Raw genomic sequence first — 20,020 nt, 5'->3', positions numbered from 1 at the left:
TGAGCGGAGAGGGACTGGAATTCGACATCGTCATTTTGCCAACAAGCCATCGCTTACCTGAAGCCGGCAATGGGGAACGGGGAACCAGCATTGTCGCTCTCCCAGGCCGATTCCCCCGTTTTCCAAAGCATCAATGAAGACTTGCTGATGACCTACGTCGTCGACGCCGGTGACCGCCTTCAATTCGTGCAGCATCGGCATCGCGAGCAGGAAGGCGTGTCGACCGACGAACTGCATGGTATCGCGGTCTCCAACCTCGAGCGCCTCGCCGAAGAAAAGCTAACTGTCCGTGAGTGCGGCCTGCGGTCGACCACCTCTTCGCTCACCTTCACAGCGCCATGCGGATAGATGCCGTTTGCGTTTTCGACCAACTGGCTCGCCTCTGCGCAGATGTCGACAGCCCCGGACAAGGCGCGCCGATCGCGCTCGACATGCATATCTCCTTCGCCGCAAACCCTGTATACCCATACAGCTCAACACCACACTATCATGGACTCGACGAACGGAGGCGACCATGTGCTACTCGGCTCAGATAAAGGCGGACTACGGGCGGTTTGTCCGGACCTTCGGTGCGCGCATCGGCCTTGAGGAATTCACGAGGCTGTACTGGGAGCGGGAGCAAGGCGCGGCGGTGCTGATTCCAAAGGCCGTCGACGCCATTTTCTTAGAGCCGCGTACGCCCGACGAGCAGCGGATCAAAGACATGATTGAACGATTCAACCGGTCGCAGGCAGCCAAGCTCGAAGAGGAACTGTTCAAGCAACGCGCACGTTTTGCCGACGCGGAGCGGGCGCTACAAACCAAGGCAACGAAGGCCGCGGCTGAAAGCAAACGAATTGCAACCAACAAAATCGACGCGCTGCGTCGCAAGTTGGACGACCTGCGGCGAACGGAGCTGCTAGAGCGCGATGCACGCATCTGTCCTGGCCACTACGCGCCGGTCATCGTCTCGGACAACGGCGAGCGGGTCGTAAAGCCAATGCGCTACCAGTGCCGCCCTGCAGGCAAGCCGGCCTTCTACGACAAGAAGTATCCAGGCACATACAACGCGCGCAGGGAGAATCTCGAAGGTTTTTGGAAAGAATTGTTTGGTTTCTCGCACGGCTTGCTGGTTGCAACGGCCTTTTTCGAGAATATCAGCAAGGCGAAGGTCGAGGGCCGGAAACTCGCGGAAGGCGAGAAGGACGAGAACATCGTCTTGCGATTCGAGCCCCGCTCTGCCGAAGATATGCTCGTCGCCTGCCTGTGGTCACGATGGGCCGAGGACGGGAAAGCCGACTTGCTTTCGTTTGCGGCCATCACTGACGAGCCGCCACCTGAAGTGGCTGCCGCAGGTCACGACCGGTGCATCATTCCGATTCGACCTGAAAACATCGATGCATGGCTGGCACCAGAGGCGGGTAATCTCACGGTCCAATATGCGATTCTAGATGACAGGAAGCGGCCGTACTACGAGCATCGGTTGGCGGCATAAGCTCGACGTGCCTTGCGAGTCGCTACGCGGGAATATTCGAACCTGGGCGGGTCATGCCGCAGTCCGTAGCGCATCTGCAAGGCAATCGCAATAAAGGGAGCCGGAAAAAGGCCCCCCGTCGCTTTGACAACAATGCCGGTTACGCGTTGTCAGGCAAGGCTTAACGGCAGGTAAAGGCCCCGTAACCAAAACGAAAACGATGCCCGGTTACCGAAACTAATGCACCTCAGCAATTCACAACAGCGAGCCCCCTACCTCACTCCACCGTCACCGATTTCGCCAAATTACGCGGCTTATCGACGTCCGTTCCGCGCGCACACGCCGTGTGATATGCCAGCAACTGCAGCGGCACCACATGCAGGATCGGCGAGAGCATCCCGTAATGCTCGGGCATGCGGATCACGTGCATCCCTTCTTCGTTGACGATCTTCGTATCCGAATCGGCGAACACATACAACTGGCCGCCACGCGCCCGCACTTCCTGCATGTTCGACTTCAGCTTTTCGAGCAGCGTATCGTTCGGCGCGACCGTCACGACGGGCATCGCTTCCGTCACGAGCGCGAGCGGCCCGTGCTTCAACTCGCCGGCAGGATAAGCCTCGGCGTGAATGTAAGAGATCTCCTTGAGCTTGAGCGCGCCTTCGAGCGCGATCGGATAATGCAGCCCGCGGCCGAGGAACAGGGCATTCTCTTTGCGCGAAAACTCCTCCGACCACGCGATGATCTGCGGCTCGAGCGCAAGCACGCTATTGAGGGCAGCCGGCAAGTGACGCAATTCCCTCATGTAATCGGCTTCCTTGGCCGCATCGACGCGACCGCGCATCTTGCCGAGCGTCACAGCCAGCGTAAAGAGCGCCACCAACTGCGTGGTGAATGCCTTCGTCGAAGCCACGCCGATCTCACGCCCCGCGCGCGTCAAGAACTGCATCTGCGTCAATCGCACCATCGCACTCGTGCCGACGTTGCAAACCGCCAGCGTATGCCGATGACCCAGCGCTTGCGCATGCTTGAGCGCAGCCAGCGTGTCCGCCGTCTCTCCCGACTGCGAAATCACGACGACGAGCGCCTTCGGGTTCGGCACCGACTCGCGATAACGGTACTCGCTCGCAATCTCGACTTGCGTCGAAATCTTCGCAATCGATTCGAGCCAATATTTCGCCGTCAGTCCCGAGTAATAGCTCGTGCCGCAAGCCAAAATCAAAATGCTGTCGATTTCGTCGAACGCAGCAGGCGCGGCGTCGCCGAACAGCGTCGGCTCGAATGTGTCGCTGGCGGGAATCGTGTCGGAAATGGCTCGCGGCTGCTCGAAGATTTCCTTTTGCATGAAGTGCCGGTACGGGCCCAGCTCAACCGCGCCGCCGTACGCCTGCACCGTGCGTACCTCGCGCTCGGCGGCGTTACCGTCCCGGTCGCTGATGCGAACGCCGCTTAGCGTGAGTTCGCACACGTCGCCTTCTTCCAAGAACAGGAATTGGTCGGTGCTGCCCGCGAGCGCCAACGCATCGGATGCGAGGAAGTTCTCGCCCTGCCCCACCCCGACGACGAGCGGCGAACCCTGTCGCGCACCCACCACCGTGTTCGGCTCATCCTTGTGCACGACCGCAATCGCATACGCGCCGTGCAATTGCTTCACCGCTTCGCAAACGGCGTCGTAAAGGCTGCCGCGATAAAGGCTGTGAATCAGGTGCGCGATGACTTCGGTATCCGTTTGCGAGACGAACACGTAGCCCTTGCCTCGCAGCATGTCGCGCAACGGCTCGAAGTTTTCGATGATGCCGTTATGAACGAGCGCCACCGTGTCGCGCGAAAAAATCGGATGCGCGTTATCGGTAACGGGTGCTCCATGCGTGGCCCAACGCGTATGCGCGATGCCGGTGACGCCCTCGAGATGCCCCGCTCGCACTTGCGCGTCGAGATCGGCCACGCGCTCCACGCTGCGCGCACGGCGCGGTTCGCCGTTCGTCAGCACGGCGACGCCGCACGAATCGTAGCCGCGATATTCGAGGCGACGCAGTCCTTCGACCAGAACGGGAACGATATTACGCTGCGCAACGGCGCCGACGATGCCACACATGGGAACCCTTCCTTTCGCGAGTAGTACTTCTCTTTTCGATGCTGCCGTGCAAGCGCGCCCGCGTCCGTGCGCGAGCGCATGCGCCCTCGAAGCCGCGCCGGCTCAGCGCTTTTTCTTCACCGGACGCACGTAACCGTCGCGCGCCACCTGCGTCTTTTCATTGAGCACAAGCGCGCCTTCGGGCACGTCCTTCCATACCGTCGTGCCCGCCGCGATCGTCACGCCGCGGCCAACGCGCACGGGCGCAACCAATTGCGTGTCGGAGCCGACGAAGACATCGTCTTCGATCACCGTGCGATGCTTGTTCGCACCGTCGTAATTGCACGTGATCGTGCCCGCCCCGACATTCACGCGCGCGCCGATGTCCGCGTCGCCGAGGTAGCTCAAATGATTGGCCTTCGAACCCTGGCCCAGCGTCGCGTTCTTCACCTCCACGAAATTGCCGACATGCGCTTCGTCGCCCAGCACCGCGCCGGGCCGCAGCCGCGCGTACGGCCCGAGCACGGCGCGCGCGCCCACCTGCGCACCATCGATGTGCGTGAACGGCTCGATACGCGTGCCCACACCGATCATGGCATCGCGGAGCACGCAATTGGCGCCGATGGTGACGTCGTCCGCCAGCGTCACCTTCCCTTCGAACACGCAATTGACATCTATCGAAACATCGCGGCCGCACGTCAGTTCCCCGCGCACGTCGAGCCGTGCCGGATCGATGACGGTCACGCCCGCGCCAAGCAGCGCGTTCGCGATGTTGCGCTGATGAATCCGCTCGAGTTCGGCCAGTTGCGCCTTGCTGTTCACGCCGAGCGTTTCCCACGCTTCGTCGGGCTGCGTCGTGACGACGTCGAAGCCCGCTTCGATCGCATGTTCCACGACGTCGGTCAGGTAATACTCGCCTTGAGCGTTGTCGTTCTTCAGTGCGCCAAGCCACATGGCAAGCTGGGCCGTGGGCGTAACGACGATGCCCGTATTGATCTCGCGGATGCGCAGCTCGTCGGGAGTCGCATCTTTCTGCTCGACGATGCGCGTGACGTAGCCGCCCGCGTCGCGCACGATGCGGCCATAGCCGGTGGGATCGTCGAGCGTCACGGTCAAGATGCCGTAGCGACCTTCGACGGCCGCATCGGCCAAGCGCTTGAGCGTGGAAGCCCGCGTGAGCGGCACATCGCCGTACAGCACGAGCGTCGGTTTCGCGGGATCGAGCAACGGCAAAGCCTGTTGCACGGCGTGCCCCGTGCCAAGCTGCTCCGCCTGCAACGCGAACGCGACATCGGGCGCGGCGACGGCTTGCTGCACCGCTTGCGCGCCATGCCCCACGACCACCACGATTCGCGCCGGATCGAGTTCGCGCGCCGTATCGATGACGTGAGCGAGAAGCGGCCGGCCGGCCAGCGGATGGAGCACCTTCGGCAACGCGGAGCGCATGCGCTTGCCGGTGCCTGCAGCCAAAATGACGATGTTCATGGCATCGGCGAAAGAGTAAGGGACAAAGTGCGCGATTTTAACACGCGCCAAGCCGCGCAAAGGCCGCCCCGCAAAGCCTCGCAACGTTCATGCTCGGGGCGCTCCCGCGCGTGACGGCGCCTCAAAGATCGTCGAACTGAACGAACGAAATGCCTTGGCCACCCTCGCCGCTCGAGGTCGTCGCGCAGGGGTCGTCGTCGAAAGCGATGTCGCCGTCCGGATCGGCCTGCCCCGTTGCCCGCAAACCGGCGAACGGAAACAGCGCGGGATCCATCAAGTGCGACGGCACCACGTTCGACAAGGCATTGAACATGTTCTCGACGCGCCCCGGAAAGCGCTTGTCCCAATCGCGGATCAGCGCCTTCATTTCCGCGCGCTTCAGGTTCGGCTGACTCCCGCACAAATTGCACGGAATGATCGGGAACGCGCGCAATTGCGCGTATTTCTCGAGATCGACTTCCTTCACGTAGGCAAGGGGCCGAATCACGATGTGCTTGCCGTCGTCGGACTGCAGCTTCGGCGGCATGCCCTTCAGTTTGCCGCCGTAAAACAAATTGAGCAGCATCGTTTGCAAGATGTCGTCGCGATGATGGCCGAGCGCGATCTTGGTCGCGCCCAGTTCGCCGGCCACGCGATAGAGGATGCCGCGCCGCAGCCGCGAGCACAGCGAGCAGGTGGTCTTGCCCTCGGGCACGAGGCGCTTGACGATGCTGTACGTGTCCTGATTCTCGATATGAAAGGGCACGCCCACGCTCGTGAGGTAGTCGGGCAAGACATGCTCGGGAAAACCGGGCTGCTTCTGGTCGAGATTGACGGCCACGATGTCGAAGTGGATCGGCGCGCGCTCGCGCAGCCGCAGCAAGACGTCGAGCAGCGCATAGCTATCCTTGCCGCCCGACATGCACACCATCACTTTGTCGCCGTCCTCGATCATGTTGAAATCGCCGATCGCTTGGCCGACGAGCCGAGCCAGCCGCTTGAACAGCTTGTTGTTCTCGTACGCTTCCTTCTGCTCGCGGCGCGTGAGCGCGGGGCGCGCGGGGGCCTGCTCCGCCTCGCCCGCCGCTTCCCGCGTGAGTTCGGCGCTTTCGGGTTGGGCGGCCGCGCCCGGTTGCGCGATCGTCTCTGGCGCGTTCATGCCGATGCCTCTTTGATGCGAAATACCTCGACGCCCACCGCGTCGCAATCGGGATAGACGTCGGGCTTCTCCGTCGATACCGAAACCGCCCGCACACGCGGATGCTCGAGCATCGTCCCCGCGATGTCGTCGCACAGCGTCTCTTGCAGATGAATGTGCCCCTGCCCGACGCGCCGCGCGATCGTCGCGCGCATGAAGTCGTAATCGAGGACTTCGTGCAACTTGTCCTCGACCGGCGTCGTATCGGCGAGCGGCACGAACAGTTCGACGTTGATCACCACGCGCTGCTCGCCGCGCTTTTCGAACTCGTGCACGCCGATGTTGATATAGACCTCGTAATTGCGCAGAAAAAGCCTGCGGCAATCGGCGAGCCGGGGATGCAAGAGTGCGGCAACCATGTTCGTTCCAGTCAAAATACGCGCGCAACGCGCGAGGGCCCGGCCCAGCCGGGGCCGACGCGCGTCACCGCGTCAAAAACATTACGTCGCGCGGCAGCGGCACGAGATGCTGCCCGCCGTCGACGATCAAAGTAGCGCCAGTCACGCCATGCGCTCGCGCCAAATAACAGGCCGCCGCCACCACGTCCTCGGGCGTCGAGGCCCGGCCGAGCGGCGTGACGCGATGGGCGTGCGCGAACTCGTCCGGCGTTTGATCGGCCGATTGCAGCGTCAAGCCCGGCGCAATGCCGACGACGCGCACTTTCGGGGCCAGCGCCTGAGCCAGTGTGACCGTCGCGCTCTGCAGCGCCGCCTTCGATAGCGTGTACGACAAATAATCCGGATTCAGGTTGTACAGCTTCTGATCGAGCACGTTGATGACCACGCTGCGCAGCGCTTCGTCGGCGCAAGCCGCTTCGGGGGTCGCATCGAACAGTGCGCGCGCGAGCACCAGCGGCGCCGCGACGTTGACGGCCATGTGCGCGAGCAGCGTCTCGTAGCCGACGTCTCGCGCCGTATCTTCGACGAAGCGCGACGCATTGTTGATCACGCAGACCGGCCGGCCGAGCGCGGCCGTGCATGCCGCAACGAGCCCCGCCGCTTCGCGCTCGACGGCCAGATCGGCCGCCAGCGCGACGGCGCCGCGACCCAGCGCGCGGATTTCGGCCACGAGCGAATCGGCTTCGTCCTTGGATGCGCCGTAATGCACCCCGACGTCCCAGCCCTGCGCAGCGAAGCCGAGGGCGAGCGCGCGGCCGATGCGCCGCGCCGCGCCCGTCACGAGGACGACGCGCGCAGGCGCCGCGGCAGCGCCGGCTTCAGAGCGAGGATGAGGGGAAGCGGTCATTTACAATGCCGGAATGAATCAGAATGCTCACGAACCCGCTAGTTTACCCGTTCCCGCCGCCGATGCGCTCGCGGCCAGCGCCGCACTCGTTGCGCAGATCCGTCACGAAATTTCGTCGGCGGGCGGGTGGTTGCCGTTCGACCGCTATATGGAGCTCGCGCTGTACACGCCCGGGCTCGGTTATTACAGCGGCGGCGCGCGCAAATTCGGCCGCCGCGCCGAGGACGGCAGCGATTTCGTCACCGCGCCGGAACTGTCGCCCCTTTTCGCACGGACGCTGGCCCGCCCGATCGCCCAAGCGCTGGCCGCGAGCAGCACGCGCGAAGTCATGGAATTCGGGGCCGGCACGGGGCGGCTCGCGGCCGGCGTGCTGTCCGCCCTCGATGCGCTCGGCGCGCCGCTCGAGCGGTACGCCATCGTCGATCTGTCCGGCGAGCTGCGCGAGCGCCAGCGCGAGACGATCGAAGCGCTCGGGGGCCAACTGGCAGCGCGCGTGTGCTGGCTTGACGCGCTGCCGGAGCGCTTCGAAGGGGTCGTGCTCGGCAATGAAGTGCTCGATGCGATGCCGGTGGCGCTTTACGCGCGCAGCGGAGGCGTCTGGCATGCACGCGGTGTTGCCTTCGACGAACACGGCGCGTTGCGTTTCGAGGCGCGCGCGCTCGATGCCGCGGGCGTCCGATTGTCCGACGAAGATGCCGCCCTGCTTGCCGAAATCGACGCCGAGATCGACCCGCAGCTCGACTACGTCGTCGAAACGCACGCTGCCGGCGCGGCGTTCACTCGCACGGTCTGTTCGATGCTCGCAAAGGGCGCGGCCTTTTTCATCGATTACGGCTTCCCGCGCGCGGAGTACTACCACCCGCAACGCACCGAAGGCACGCTGATGTGTCACTACCGGCACCGGGCGCACGGCGATCCGTTCCTTTATCCGGGGCTGCAGGACATCACCGCCCACGTCGAGTTCACGCGCATCGCCCAAGCAGGCGTCGATACCGGGGCGGACCTGCTCGGCTACATATCGCAGGCGCGTTTTCTGATGAACGCCGGCATCACCGAGGCCCTGTCCGAAATCGACCCCGCGGATGCTGCGCGCTTTCTGCCCGCGGCCAACGCCGTGCAAAAGTTGCTGTCCGAAGCGGAGATGGGCGAGCTGTTCAAGGTGATCGCGTTTTCACGCGGCATCGACGAGCCGATCGATGCGTTCGCGCGCGGCGATCGATCGCATACCCTCTGAAGGCTACACCGCTTCCCCCAAGCTGCGCGCCACCGCTTCGACCCGCGCGCGGTGAACGGCGTCTTTGATTTTCGCCGGCTGAGCGGCGAACCCTTGCGCCACAGCGCCCGCATCGACGGCGCGGGCGGCCGTCAGCGCGAGGCGCAGCCGCTCGGCTTGCGGATACTCGCGCGTTTCGAAGCCGAGCCGGCCGCGCGCATCGGATTCGCATGCCTGCAGCGCTTCGGCGAAGCGCGCGGGCTTGCGCAGCGCATCGCTGCGCTCGAACAGCCGCACGAGCGCAGCGGCGCCCATTTCCATGACCCGATGAACGTTGCCGTGCTCGCGGGCCACGAGCAGCGCCAGGTCGCGGCACTCGTTGGGCACGCGCAAGCGTTCGCACAGCGGCCGCAGCAGATCGGCGCTACGCGTCTCGTGACCGATATGGCGCGGGAGAATGTCGTCTGGCGTCGTGGCCTTGCCCAGATCGTGCGTGAGCGCGGCGAAGCGCACCGGCAACGCATAGCCGCGCGCGGCCGCGTGATCGACGACCATCATCACGTGCACGCCGGTGTCGACCTCGGGATGGTAGTCGGCCCGTTGCGGCACGCCGAACAACGCGTCGACTTCCGGCAGCACGCGCACGAGCGCGCCGCATTCGCGCAGCGCCTCGAACATGCGCGAGGGCTTGCGCTCCATCAGCCCGCGCGAAATTTCCTGCCAGACGCGCTCGGGCACGAGCGCATCGACTTCACCGGCCGCCGTCATCGCCCGCATCAACGTGAGCGTCTCGGGTGCCAGCGTGAAATCGTGAAAGCGCGCAGCGAACCGGGCCACGCGCAGAATCCGCACGGGGTCTTCGACGAACGCCGCACCGACGTGCCGGAAGCGCCGCTCGCGCAGGTCTTGCTGCCCGCCGAACGGATCGATGACCGGCCCCGTTAGCTCGCCGTCGGGGCGCACCTCGCGCGCCATCGCGTTGATCGTCAAATCGCGGCGGGCTAGATCTTCCTCGAGCGTGACATCGGGCGCGTAGTAGAACTGAAAGCCGTGATAGCCCGTGGCCGTCTTGCGCTCGGTGCGCGCGAGCGCGTATTCCTCTTGCGTCTGAGGATGCAGAAAAACGGGGAAATCCTTGCCGACGGGGCGATACCCTTGCGCCACCATCTGCTCGGGCGTCGCGCCGACCACGACGTAATCGCGGTCGGACACCGGCACGCCGAGCAGCGCATCGCGAATCGCCCCGCCCACTGCATAAATCTTCATGCGTCGTCTTCGTAATAACCAATGCGATGCGTCTCGGCTTGCGCATCGGCGAACCAAGCGCGCACCGCGGGAACGGCGCGCACGCTTTCGATGTAAGCGCGCGCCGCATCGGACAAGGGCGGCGCATAGGTAATGAAACGCGAGACGACGGGCGCATACATGGCATCGGCCGCGCCGAACGTGCCGCCGAACAAGAACGGGCCTTGGTAGCGCGCGAGACACTCACTCCAAATCGCGTCGATGCGCGCAACCTCGGCGAGCACCGCGGGCGTCGCGCCCTTGCCCGGCCGCCGGGCGCGCACGTTCATCGACATCTGCGAACGCACTTCGCCAAAGCCTCCGTGCATCTCGCACGCGATCGCGCGCGCATGCGCGCGCGCAGCGGGGTCGCTCGGCCAAAGGCCGTGCTCCGGATAACGCTCGGCCAGCGTCTCGAGAATCGCGAGCGATTCCCAGATCCCTTGACCGTCGTCTGTGATCAGGCATGGCATTTTGCCCGATGGCGAATGCTCGAGAATTCGAGCCTTCGTATCGGCCTCGCCAAGCAGCACGATCACTTCCTCGAAGTCGATGCCCATGTGCTTCATCATGACCCAAGGCCGCATGGACCACGACGAATAGTTCTTATCACCGATGATGAGTTTCATGCGTCACCGCCACAAACGTTGGTTGTTGATTGATTGGTCGACTGAACGGGAGAAAGCGAGAACAGCAATGGTGCCACGATGGCGCGATCCGCGCTCCGAAGGACGCCATCACCCGAAGCGCGCGGCGGGACGCCGGCCTCCAAAGCGCCCCGATGGCGCGCCGATAGCGCCGGCCTCGCCTACCGGCGATCAGCGCTCGACGCAGGCGATCAACGCCCCGCCGTGGTTCGAAATACGTTGAAGCGCGAGCGCAGCGACGCGTCGTTCAGGTACGTCGGCGCAATCGCCTCGACGGCGACGGGCGTCAAGTTCAATTCGGGCGCAAGCGGCCCGCTGAGCACGGCGTCGCGCGACATCGAATCGAGGTTGTCGCGCGTGATGAGCGGCGCGCCCGGCAGCGATTCGAACGTCAGCGCCTGCATATAAGCGAGCGCATCGGGCAGCCGCACGATGCGGGCGTGCCGCCCGATGACCTCGCCGCAGTAGCGCACGAGCGCTTCGAGCGTATAGACCGTAGGACCGCCCAATTCGTAGGTCTTGCCATGGGCCGCATCGAGATCGAGCGTGCCCACGATGGCCTTGACCACATCGCCGACATACACCGGCTGGAACTTTGCATCGGCCTTGGCGAGCGGCAATACGGGGAATAAACGCTCGAGCACGGCGAACGTATTGAGGAAATGATCTTCGGGACCGAACACCACCGACGGCCGAAAAATGGTCGTCGCGAGCTGAGCGGCGGCGCGCACGGCTTTTTCGCCATCGCCTTTGGAGCGCAGATACATGCTCGGCCCATTCGGATCGGCGTTGATCGCGCTCAGATGGATGAGCCGATGCACGCCCTTGCCTTCGCAGGCAGCCGCGATCTTGGACGGCAGTTCCACATGCAGCTTGGCGAATTCCGGGCCGTACGGAGTGCCGCGCCGGCCGTGCAAGGTGCCGGCGAGGTCGATGACGGCATCGACGCCCTCGACGAAGCGGGCCAATTCGACGTGATCGAACACGTCGAGCTCGATCACGTCGAGCGGCAACATCGTGAGGTGGCTCGCATGGCTGCGGCGCCGCGTCGCCACCCGCACGTTTTTGCCCGCCGCGACGAGCGCGTTGGCCAGATGCGTGCCGATGAACCCGGAACCGCCTATCAATGCAATCGATTGATGCCGCATGTTCGCCTCCCTGCGAGCGACTACCGCTACCGCGTTGTCGACCGCCCTCGCTGACCGCGCGGCGCCCCTGTCAGGGCGTTTGCGGCAGGATGACGCCGAGGCGCTCCTTCAGCGATTGCGGGCGGCCTTCGAACAGCGCCGCGTAGTAGACCGTGTTCGACAGCACGTTCTTGACGTAGTCGCGCGTTTCGTTGAACGGAATCGTCTCGGCGAAGATCGCGCCTTCGACGGGACGCTGCAGCGCCGCTTGCCATTGGCGCGGACGGCCGGGCCCGGCGTTGTAGCCGGCCGTGGCGAGCACGGCGGAACCGTCGAACTGATTGTAGATCATCGACAAGTAGCTCGTACCGAGCAATATGTTCGTGTCGATGTCGTTCATCTGCTCGCGCGAGAGCGGCCCGAGGCCGATTTTGCGGGCCACCATCTGCGCCGTGCCGGGCATCAACTGCATCAGCCCGCCCGCGCCCACATCGGAACGCGCGTTGATGATGAAGCGCGATTCTTGCCGGATCAGCCCGTAGGCCCACTCGACATCCAGCCCCGTGGATTTCGCGTCGCGCTCCACGATGTTGCGGAACGGCGAGAGATAACGCAGAGAGAAGTCGTGGTCGGCTTGCGTGCGGTCGGCCGTATTCACGGTGCGATCGTACAGTTCGATGCGGCGCGCGTATTCGGCCACGGCCAGCAATTGGCGGTCGCTCATGCCGCGCAGCGGCCAATTCCACTCGCGATTGCCCTCGAGCCGCAGGTTCAGCGCGTAAAAGCGCCGCGCGAGATCGAAGCCCGGCGTATGGCTCACGGCGTCCACCTCGGCATCGGTCACGCTCGTTTTCGGCGGTACGGTGATCTTCCGGCCCAGTTCCTCGCTGGCGAGCTGCCCGTAGAAATTGAAGCCTGCGGCGATGCGCGCGAATTCCTGCTTCGCGAGCGCCTTGTCGTCGGCATCGCCGATCTGCTCGAGCGCGCGCGCGTGCCAGTACACCCAAGCCGGCTGGCTGCGCAGCGGGCTCGGCATCTGCTCGATCGACCAGCGCACCATCGTCCAATCGCCGGCAAGCAACGCGCTGCGCGTGCGCCACATATACGCCGGATAGGAGAGCGGCGCGTTCGCCGACAGCCGGAACCAATCGACGGCGCCCGGGATTTGACGGGCCGCGCCTTGATAACCGATCGTGCCCCAGCCGATCGCGCGCTCGGCCAACGTCAGCGACGGCGCGATCGTGGCGAAGGTGGCCGCCGCCGACACGACATCGTTGCGCGCCATGGTCGTGATGGCGAGCAGCGCCAGTGCATGCGACGCGAAATCGCGGCCGACGCCGCGCGCGAGCAGTAGCGGCGGGGCGCTCGTGGCCTGATCGACGAGCTTCGGATCGGGGCGCGTCGCGCCGAGCGCATCGAACAACCGGCTGCCCGTATTCGTGCTGTTTTGCTCGTAGGCAAGGCGGATTTGTTGCCAGACATCGTCGTCGCTGAACTGATGGGTCGCCGCCAGCGCGACGATCAAATCGACGCAGCCGTCGCCGTAGTATTTCGGCTCGACGAGCAGCGCGCGCGCCGCCTCGGCGACGTTCTCGCCGCGCGCGGCACGCGATTCGAGCGCGTAGCACTTCACTTGGGTATCGTCGTCCAGCACGAAGCGCGCGTACTGCGCATCGAAGTTGCGCCAGTCGTGCCGCGCGCCCAGCACGACGAGATAATCGTTGCGCAGCCGGTCGGCGATCGCTTCGCCGTCGTGGCGCTGCAAAAACGAGAGCACGGGGGTATCCGGCGCGTCGATGCGGGCATGGCCGCTGCCGTCGAACAGTTGCGGTTTGAGCTGGAAATACTCGAGATACGACGGCGCCGGGTAATTCGGGATCATCGCCGCGAGCTGCGCCGCGCGCGCTGCGTCGTTATTGCGGGCGGCTTCGCGCAAGCGCACGAAAATCTGATCGTCCGTGGGCGCCGCGGTGGGGCGGGGATGACGGCCGGCAGTGGCCGTGCCGCAGGCGACGAGCGCAACGGCGGCCAGCGCCAGAGCGGCCGCGCGATATACTCGAGCGAAGCGTTTCGACATCGTGGTTCGTGGAGCGAAAATTGAGCGAAAGCATAGCACGCAACCCTTCGACAAATTCGAAAGCCGAGCTGCGAAAACGCTTGCTGCAAGCGCGCAGCGAGGCGGCGGCGGCTGGTCGCGCCGCCCCCTTGCTCGCGGCCCATTTGCGTGCCGCCCTGGCGCGTTACGCACCGCACACCGTGGGCTTTTATTGGCCGCTCGAAGGCGAGTTCGACGCGCGCGCGATCGTCGCAGAATGGCTCGCGCAGGACGTGCGTCGCCAAGCCGCGCTACCCGTCGTCGCCATGAAAGGCCAGGCGTTGGAATTTCATGCGTGGACGCCCGATGCGCCGATGCGCGTCGGCCACCATCGAATCCCGGAGCCCGCGCAAGCGCGAACCATCTTGCCCGACCTCCTGCTCGTGCCGTGCGTGGGGTTCGACGAAGACGGCTTTCGGCTCGGTTACGGCGGCGGCTATTACGACCGCACGCTCGCGGCTTGGCCCGATACCGCCAAGCCGGTCACGCTCGGCATCGCTTATGAGGCATGCCGCACGGCGCTGCCGCGCGAGTTGCACGACATTGCGCTCGATGCGATCGTCACGGATGCCGGACTGTTCGCGAGCGCGCCCACGGTCGAACGATCTTAGGGGTTAATGTTTCCGCCGGCCCGCCCCTGACCCCGGGGCCCGGCCCCGGCGTTTGAGAGCCTTATGTTCAGAGCGAAGCGGCGGCGCGTGCCGCCGTGTCGTACAGGCCCGATGCGTTTCGCATCAGTTGCGCGGCCTCGCCGATCTGCTCGTTCGCGAGCCCGCTTTCCTTGAGCGCCGCAATCAGACAGCTTTCTCTCACTTCCCGGTACTTGCCGCAAAGCTCGCGCCCCGCCGCGGTCGCGGAGAAGAACACTTCCTTGCCGGTCTTTTCGCTTTTTACATACCCTCTACTCACGAGCTTCTTCAGCGCGTACGTCGCGACGTGCGTGTCTTCGATGTTGAGCACGAAGCAGATATCGGCGAGCTTTTTCTTGCGTTCGCGATGGCTGACATGGTGCAGCAGCGAGACTTCGATGGCGGTCATGTCCTTGGCGCCCGCCGCCGACATGCACCGCACCATCCAGCGGTTGAACGCGTTGCTCGCCATGATGAGCCCGTACTCGAACTCGGACAGTTCGACGCTCGTCTCGGAGACGAGATGTTCCGATGACACGATCTTGGTCGGGTGGCGCGACATAGCGGGCTGCTGCCGAGGATGAAAAGGAGTGGGCGAAGTGTACGCCGCCCGCTAACCAGTCAGCATTAGCGAAAACGCTTATTGGTAAAATGTCGATAATTTATCGATAATGCCGTCACATACAACGCATGCATGCGACCGGCGAAGGCGCTCAGATGACAGAACCCCGTATCTATCCGTTCGGTGATAGCGCCCTCGTCTGCGAGGCGCCGCCACCGGCTACGCTCGCATGTCAGGAGCGCATCTGGGCGCTCGCGCAGGCGGCGCGCGAATGGGCGCACGTGGTCGAGGCCGTGCCGGGCATGAACAATCTGACGATCGTCTTCGATCCGCTTCGCGCCGATATGGAAGCGCTCGCGCGCCAATTGGCGCAGGCCTGGCACCGCGCCGTGGCGGTGAAGGCCGCCGTCCGCGAGATCGAGATTCCCGTGCGCTACGGCGGCGATGACGGTCCCGATCTGCACGAGGTGGCGCAGCACGCGGGGCTCAGTGTCGAGGAAGTCGTGCGGCGCCATTCGAGCGCCGAGTACATCGTGTTCTTCATCGGTTTTCAGCCGGGCTTCGCCTATCTGGGCGGGCTCGACGCCTCGCTGCATACGCCGCGCCGCGCGGTGCCTCGGCTCGAGGTGCCGGCCGGCTCGGTCGGCATCGGCGGCGCGCAGACCGGCGTTTATCCGGCCGCGTCGCCCGGCGGCTGGCAACTGATCGGGCGCACGGCCTCGACCCTGTTCGATCCCGCGCGCACGCCGCCCACCCTGCTGCAAAGCGGCGATCGGGTGCGCTTTTCCGTCGAGGAGGTCGCCCGATGATCGACGTGCTGCGCGCCGGCGTGCTCTCGTCGGTGCAGGATTTGGGCCGCGTGGGCTTGCGGCATCTCGGGGTCGCCCAAGCCGGCGTGCTCGATACGCTCGCGCTCGAAGTGGGCAACCGCCTCGTCGCCAACGCGCCGCAGGCCGCGGCGATCGAAATTACCGTCGGCCCCGCCGCGTTTCGCTTCACGCAGGCCACCCGCATCGCGATCACGGGCGCGCAGTTTGCCGCCACCCTGGACGGCGTGCCCGTCTACACCTGGTGGAGCTTGCCGGTGCGCGCCGGGCAAGAACTGGTGTTGCACGGCCCGACGCGCGGCATGCGCGGCTACCTGTGCGTGCGCGGCGGCATCGATGTGCTGCCGGTCCTCGGCTCGCGCAGCACCGATCTTGCCGCCCGCTTCGGCGGGCTGGGGGGCCGCAAGCTGCGCGACGGCGACAGGCTCGCGCTGGGCGTGCCACCGGCGGGAGCGCGGCGAGCGTCGGCCGTCGACGCGCCCGCATTCGGCGTGAAGGCGCCTCAATGGTGCCGCTTCGCGGAAGTGGCGCACGAGCCGGTGCGGCGCGGCAAGCACGTCGCCGGCGCCGAGCGCGCAGCCGTGATCCGCGTGCTGCGCGGCCCCGAATACGACGCTTTCGACGAAGCCGCACGCACGGCGTTCTGGTCGGACGAATGGTGCGTCACGCCGCACAGCAATCGCATGGGATATCGCCTGGCCGGCACCGCGCTGACCGGCACGCACAGCGGCGACATGCTCTCTCACGCGGTGCTGCCCGGCACGATTCAAGTGCCGAGCAATGGCCAGCCCATCGTGCTCATGGGCGATGCGCAAACGACGGGCGGCTATCCGCGCATCGGCGTCGTGATCGCCGCCGATCTATGGAAGCTCGCGCAGGTGCGGCTAGGCGCGGGCGTGCGCTTCGTGCGCTCGACGCGCGAAGAAGCGCGTTACGCGCTCGCCGAGCAACAGGCGTATTTGCGGCAGATCGATGCCGCGATCGCCATGCATGAAGAGCGGATGCAGCGCCTGGCCGGGCGCGCGCACGCCGCTTGATGGTTTTGGAAGAGGGCGTCATGCAAATCGATTTGAACGCCGATCTTGGCGAAGGCGGCGACGCGGACGAAGCGCTGCTCGGTCTCGTGAGTTCGGCGAACATTGCCTGCGGCTGGCACGCCGGGGGCGCCAATGCCATGCGCGACAGCGTTCGGCTTGCCGTGCAGCGCGGCGTCGCGATCGGCGCGCATCCGAGCTTTCACGATCCGGCCAATTTCGGACGTAAGGAAATGCATCTGCCGCCCGACGATATCTACGCCGGCATCCTTTATCAACTCGGTGCACTGTCGGCGATCGCGCAAGCGGAAGGCGCACGGGTGGCGCATCTGAAGCCGCATGGGGCGCTCTACAACCAGGCCGCGCGCGATCCCGCCATTGCCGAAGCGATCATTTCCGCCGTGCATGACTTCGATCCGTCGGTCGCCGTCTTCGGGCTGGCCAACAGCCGCTTCATCGCGATGGCGCGCGGGGCGGGCCTCGCTGCGATCGAAGAAGGGTTCGCCGATCGCGGCTATCGAGGCGACGGCTCGCTCGTGCCGCGCTCGGAACCCGGCGCCCTGATCGACGATGAAAACGAAATGCTCGAGCACGTGCTGTCGATGGTGCGAGACAAGCGGGTACGCGCGGTGACGGGCGGCTGGGTGCCGCTGGACGTGCGCACATTGTGCCTGCATGGTGATGGCCCGCACGCGCTCGCGTTCGCGCAGAAATTGCGCGACACGCTCGAGGCGAACGGCATCGCCGTGCATGCCGCTTCCGTGCAGACGCATTGACCTTCGGGCCTCACGTGTCGCGGCCGTCGACGATGCACGCCGCCAAACGTGCTTGGGTGCTTCGTCCACGCCATGGGCGGATGAGCTGCACGGACACGAGATGAGCAATGTGCGAGCCGCGCCCCAGCCGGGGTGCGATTCGCTCTTGAGCAGGGCAAGCGGCCGTTAGAGCCGCATGAAGAACGATGCGCAGGACGGCATCGTGGGCATCCGTTGCAGCGTGCAGGTGGGCAAAACACAAAAACGATGCGCGCAGCGACGTATTCAACGTTGCGTAAGACCGAGTGCGAGCATCTCAGGCGCTGGCCCGGTCGAACGCGAAGCAAGGGACGCGAGCCGGCGCTCGGCCTTGCGCGGGAGTGAGTGCGTTGCACTGGCTCCCGTCGACAGCTAACCGCCGACTCGGGTCGACTGGAGACTAACCTATGCAGACAAACCTATGGCCGTTATTGGGTGTGGCCGTCATCATCGTCGGCTTCATCCTGCGATTCAATCCGATGTTGATCGTCGCCGCGGCGGCGATCGTCACGCCGCTTTGCGCGCACTTCCCCCTCGATCGATTGCTCGCCGCGATCGGCTCGGGCTTTTTGAAGACGCGCAATATTCCCCTCATCATCTTGCTGCCGCTTGCCGTCATCGGCTTGCTCGAGCGCCACGGCCTGCGCGAGCGCGCGCAAATCTGGATCGCGGGCATCAAAGCGGCCACTGCGGGGCGACTGCTGATCGTCTATCTGCTCGTGCGCGAATTGACCGCGGCGGTGGGCCTCACCGGCCTCGGCGGTCATCCGCAAATGGTGCGGCCGCTGCTCGCGCCGATGGCCGAGGGCGCGACCGAAACCCGCTACGGCAAGATTTCCGACGCCGTCCGTTATAAATTGCGCGCATTTTCGGCAGCCACGGACAACGTAGGTCTGTTCTTCGGCGAAGACATCTTCGTTGCCTTCGGCGCGATCGTGTTGATGGTGACGTTCCTGAAGGAGGCCGGCATCGTCGTGGCGCCGATGCAGGTGGCCGTCTGGGGCATGCCAACCGCGCTCGGCGCGTTCGTTATTCACAGCGTGCGCTTGTATTTGCTCGATCGTCGTCTCGACAAGGAACTCGGGGGGCAGGCAGCGCAGCGTGAAGCTCGAGCCGGCGAGGCCGAGTCCTCTCTCCTATCCCACGCGCCGGCGCGTCCCTCGACGAATGCGGGAGAACAAGCATGACCCTTTTGCTCACTCATTTGTTTTGGCTCGTCGGTGTGTTGTTGTTGGTCGTCGGCGGGATGATCGTCACGGATAAGGCGCATCCGCGCCGTTTCGCGGCGGGCGGCTTCTGGATCATTTATGCGCTCATCTTTCTCGTGGGCGACAAGCTGCCGCCCGAACTCGTCGGCGTGCTGGTCATCGCCATGGCGGTGATCGCCGGCTTCGGCGGCGTAGTCGGTGCCAAGCCGGCTATGCCCAGCGACGAGACGCGCCGCGCGAGCGCCAAACGGCTCGGCAATCTGCTGTTCGTGCCGGCGCTGACGATTCCAGCGGTGACGGTGATCGTGACGCTCGCTGCGGGCCGGCTCGTTTTCGGCGGGACGCCTCTCATCGATCCGAAGAATGCGACGCTCGTCGGCTTCGGCATCGGATGCGTGATCGCACTGGCCGTCGCCTGCTACGTCACGCGCGATTCGGTGGGGCAATCGGCGAAGGAGGCTCGGCGCCTCATCGATGCGCTCTCGTGGGCAGCCGTATTGCCGCAGATGCTCGGGATGCTGGGCCTCGTGTTCGCGGATGCGGGGGTCGGCAAAGCAGTTGCGCATGTTGCGACGGCGTACGTCAATCTCGACTATCGCTTTGTCGCCGTCGCTGTGTACTGCATCGGGATGGCGCTGTTCACCATGGTGATGGGCAACGGTTTTGCGGCGTTTCCGGTCATGACGGGCGGCATCGGCGTGCCGATCCTCGTCAACGTGTTCCACGGCGATCCGGCGGTCATGGTCGCGATCGGAATGTTCTCTGGGTACTGCGGCACGTTGATGACGCCGATGGCGGCCAATTACAACATCGTGCCTGCGGCGCTGCTGGAATTGCCCGACAAGAATGCCGTCATCAAGGCGCAAGCGCCGACTGGCGTATTCCTGCTGATGCTCAACATCGTGCTGTTGAATCTGTTGATGTTCAGGTGAAAACTTTGCAGGCGAGCGGCCGGCGCGCAGTGGGTGCAGGCCGCCCCCGTTGAGTTGCCAGCGAGTACCGGTGAAAAATACGATGCTGCCGCGTGCGGGGTCCATTTCACGCGCGCTCTCGTTTTTGGATACCACTCGACAAGCTTTTTCGGGTACGTGGCAAGAACCAAGTCGGCCCAGTCGAAGGCGCGTTGCCGCTGGGCCCGCCGATGCGAATCGAAGTAATGAACATCG

19 protein-coding genes are annotated in these 20,020 nt (G+C 64.9%); 9 read left to right on the top strand and 10 right to left on the bottom strand.

The features are described 5' to 3' along the window. Positions 1 to 147 precede the first annotated feature (147 nt). Complete coding sequence (locus QQS38_RS07220; protein WP_479644690.1) at positions 148 to 348, top strand: hypothetical protein; 201 nt, start codon at positions 148 to 150, stop codon at positions 346 to 348. Between the two features lie 166 nt (positions 349 to 514). Continuing rightward, on the top strand, positions 515 to 1,474 hold the full coding sequence (locus tag QQS38_RS07215; protein ID WP_479644689.1) for an SOS response-associated peptidase family protein: 960 nt from the start codon (positions 515 to 517) through the stop codon (positions 1,472 to 1,474). Positions 1,475 to 1,730: 256 nt separating this feature from the next. Here QQS38_RS07215 and glmS read toward each other — a convergent pair whose 3' ends face one another. The 5 genes from glmS to QQS38_RS07190 all read right to left on the bottom strand — a co-directional run bounded on the left by glmS (position 1,731) and on the right by QQS38_RS07190 (position 7,434). Continuing rightward, positions 1,731 to 3,548 (bottom strand): glutamine--fructose-6-phosphate transaminase (isomerizing), encoded by a 1,818-nt coding sequence (gene glmS, locus QQS38_RS07210; RefSeq protein WP_479644688.1) that lies wholly within the window; start codon positions 3,546 to 3,548, stop codon positions 1,731 to 1,733. 102 nt (positions 3,549 to 3,650) lie between these two features. Then, positions 3,651 to 5,012, bottom strand: a complete 1,362-nt coding sequence (gene glmU / locus QQS38_RS07205; RefSeq protein ID WP_479644687.1) for a bifunctional UDP-N-acetylglucosamine diphosphorylase/glucosamine-1-phosphate N-acetyltransferase GlmU — start codon at positions 5,010 to 5,012, stop codon at positions 3,651 to 3,653. A 121-nt stretch (positions 5,013 to 5,133) separates the two neighbouring features. Further along, entirely contained in the window at positions 5,134 to 6,150 is a 1,017-nt protein-coding gene (ttcA, locus tag QQS38_RS07200) for a tRNA 2-thiocytidine(32) synthetase TtcA (protein ID WP_479644686.1), read from the bottom strand. Continuing rightward, a complete protein-coding gene (locus QQS38_RS07195; protein WP_479644685.1) occupies positions 6,147 to 6,548 on the bottom strand; it encodes a dihydroneopterin aldolase in 402 nt (133 codons plus the stop codon). Before QQS38_RS07195 ends, ttcA begins: the two co-directional genes overlap by 4 nt. 64 nt (positions 6,549 to 6,612) lie before the next feature. After that, positions 6,613 to 7,434, bottom strand: a complete 822-nt coding sequence (locus tag QQS38_RS07190; RefSeq protein ID WP_479644684.1) for an SDR family oxidoreductase — start codon at positions 7,432 to 7,434, stop codon at positions 6,613 to 6,615. A 13-nt stretch (positions 7,435 to 7,447) separates the two neighbouring features. On the opposite strand from QQS38_RS07190, the gene QQS38_RS07185 reads away from it, so the two are divergent. Further along, positions 7,448 to 8,668 (top strand): class I SAM-dependent methyltransferase, encoded by a 1,221-nt coding sequence (locus tag QQS38_RS07185; RefSeq protein WP_479644683.1) that lies wholly within the window; start codon positions 7,448 to 7,450, stop codon positions 8,666 to 8,668. Positions 8,669 to 8,671: 3 nt separating this feature from the next. Here the strand turns inward: QQS38_RS07185 and QQS38_RS07180 are convergent, their stop codons facing one another. The 4 genes from QQS38_RS07180 to QQS38_RS07165 form a co-directional block, all read right to left on the bottom strand. After that, positions 8,672 to 9,913: a multifunctional CCA addition/repair protein gene (locus tag QQS38_RS07180; RefSeq protein WP_479644682.1), complete on the bottom strand. Its 1,242-nt coding sequence runs from the start codon at positions 9,911 to 9,913 to the stop codon at positions 8,672 to 8,674. Further along, positions 9,910 to 10,560, bottom strand: a complete 651-nt coding sequence (locus tag QQS38_RS07175; protein ID WP_479644681.1) for a glutathione S-transferase family protein — start codon at positions 10,558 to 10,560, stop codon at positions 9,910 to 9,912. The genes QQS38_RS07180 and QQS38_RS07175 overlap by 4 nt, the downstream gene beginning before the upstream one ends. Positions 10,561 to 10,769: 209 nt before the next feature. Continuing rightward, positions 10,770 to 11,726, bottom strand: a complete 957-nt coding sequence (locus tag QQS38_RS07170; protein ID WP_479644680.1) for a complex I NDUFA9 subunit family protein — start codon at positions 11,724 to 11,726, stop codon at positions 10,770 to 10,772. Between the two features lie 70 nt (positions 11,727 to 11,796). Beyond that, entirely contained in the window at positions 11,797 to 13,782 is a 1,986-nt protein-coding gene (locus QQS38_RS07165; RefSeq protein ID WP_479644679.1) for a lytic transglycosylase domain-containing protein, read from the bottom strand. 20 nt (positions 13,783 to 13,802) lie between these two features. Between QQS38_RS07165 and QQS38_RS07160 the strand changes: the two genes are divergently transcribed. Further along, entirely contained in the window at positions 13,803 to 14,411 is a 609-nt protein-coding gene (locus tag QQS38_RS07160) for a 5-formyltetrahydrofolate cyclo-ligase (RefSeq protein ID WP_479644678.1), read from the top strand. A 67-nt stretch (positions 14,412 to 14,478) separates the two neighbouring features. On the opposite strand, the gene QQS38_RS07155 is transcribed toward QQS38_RS07160, so the two are convergent. Next, positions 14,479 to 14,991, bottom strand: a complete 513-nt coding sequence (locus QQS38_RS07155) for a winged helix DNA-binding protein (protein WP_479644677.1) — start codon at positions 14,989 to 14,991, stop codon at positions 14,479 to 14,481. A gap of 155 nt (positions 14,992 to 15,146) precedes the next feature. On the opposite strand from QQS38_RS07155, the gene pxpB reads away from it, so the two are divergent. The 5 genes from pxpB to QQS38_RS07130 all read left to right on the top strand — a co-directional run bounded on the left by pxpB (position 15,147) and on the right by QQS38_RS07130 (position 19,786). After that, positions 15,147 to 15,800: a 5-oxoprolinase subunit PxpB gene (gene pxpB, locus QQS38_RS07150; protein ID WP_479644676.1), complete on the top strand. Its 654-nt coding sequence runs from the start codon at positions 15,147 to 15,149 to the stop codon at positions 15,798 to 15,800. Beyond that, complete coding sequence (locus QQS38_RS07145) at positions 15,797 to 16,855, top strand: 5-oxoprolinase subunit C family protein (protein WP_479644675.1); 1,059 nt, start codon at positions 15,797 to 15,799, stop codon at positions 16,853 to 16,855. Before pxpB ends, QQS38_RS07145 begins: the two co-directional genes overlap by 4 nt. Positions 16,856 to 16,875: 20 nt before the next feature. Continuing rightward, positions 16,876 to 17,628, top strand: a complete 753-nt coding sequence (gene pxpA / locus QQS38_RS07140) for a 5-oxoprolinase subunit PxpA (protein WP_479644674.1) — start codon at positions 16,876 to 16,878, stop codon at positions 17,626 to 17,628. A gap of 425 nt (positions 17,629 to 18,053) precedes the next feature. Next, the gene (locus QQS38_RS07135) at positions 18,054 to 18,833 is read left to right on the top strand and encodes a DUF969 domain-containing protein (protein WP_479644673.1); all 780 of its coding nucleotides are present in this window, start codon (positions 18,054 to 18,056) and stop codon (positions 18,831 to 18,833) included. Then, a complete protein-coding gene (locus tag QQS38_RS07130) occupies positions 18,830 to 19,786 on the top strand; it encodes a DUF979 domain-containing protein (RefSeq protein WP_479644672.1) in 957 nt (318 codons plus the stop codon). The genes QQS38_RS07135 and QQS38_RS07130 overlap by 4 nt, the downstream gene beginning before the upstream one ends. Positions 19,787 to 20,020: the final 234 nt, after the last annotated feature.

Source organism: Trinickia sp. Z7 (assembly GCF_056498045.1).
The sequence above is the reverse complement of the archived record's forward strand: the minus strand, read 5'-3'. Positions and strand labels throughout refer to the sequence as shown.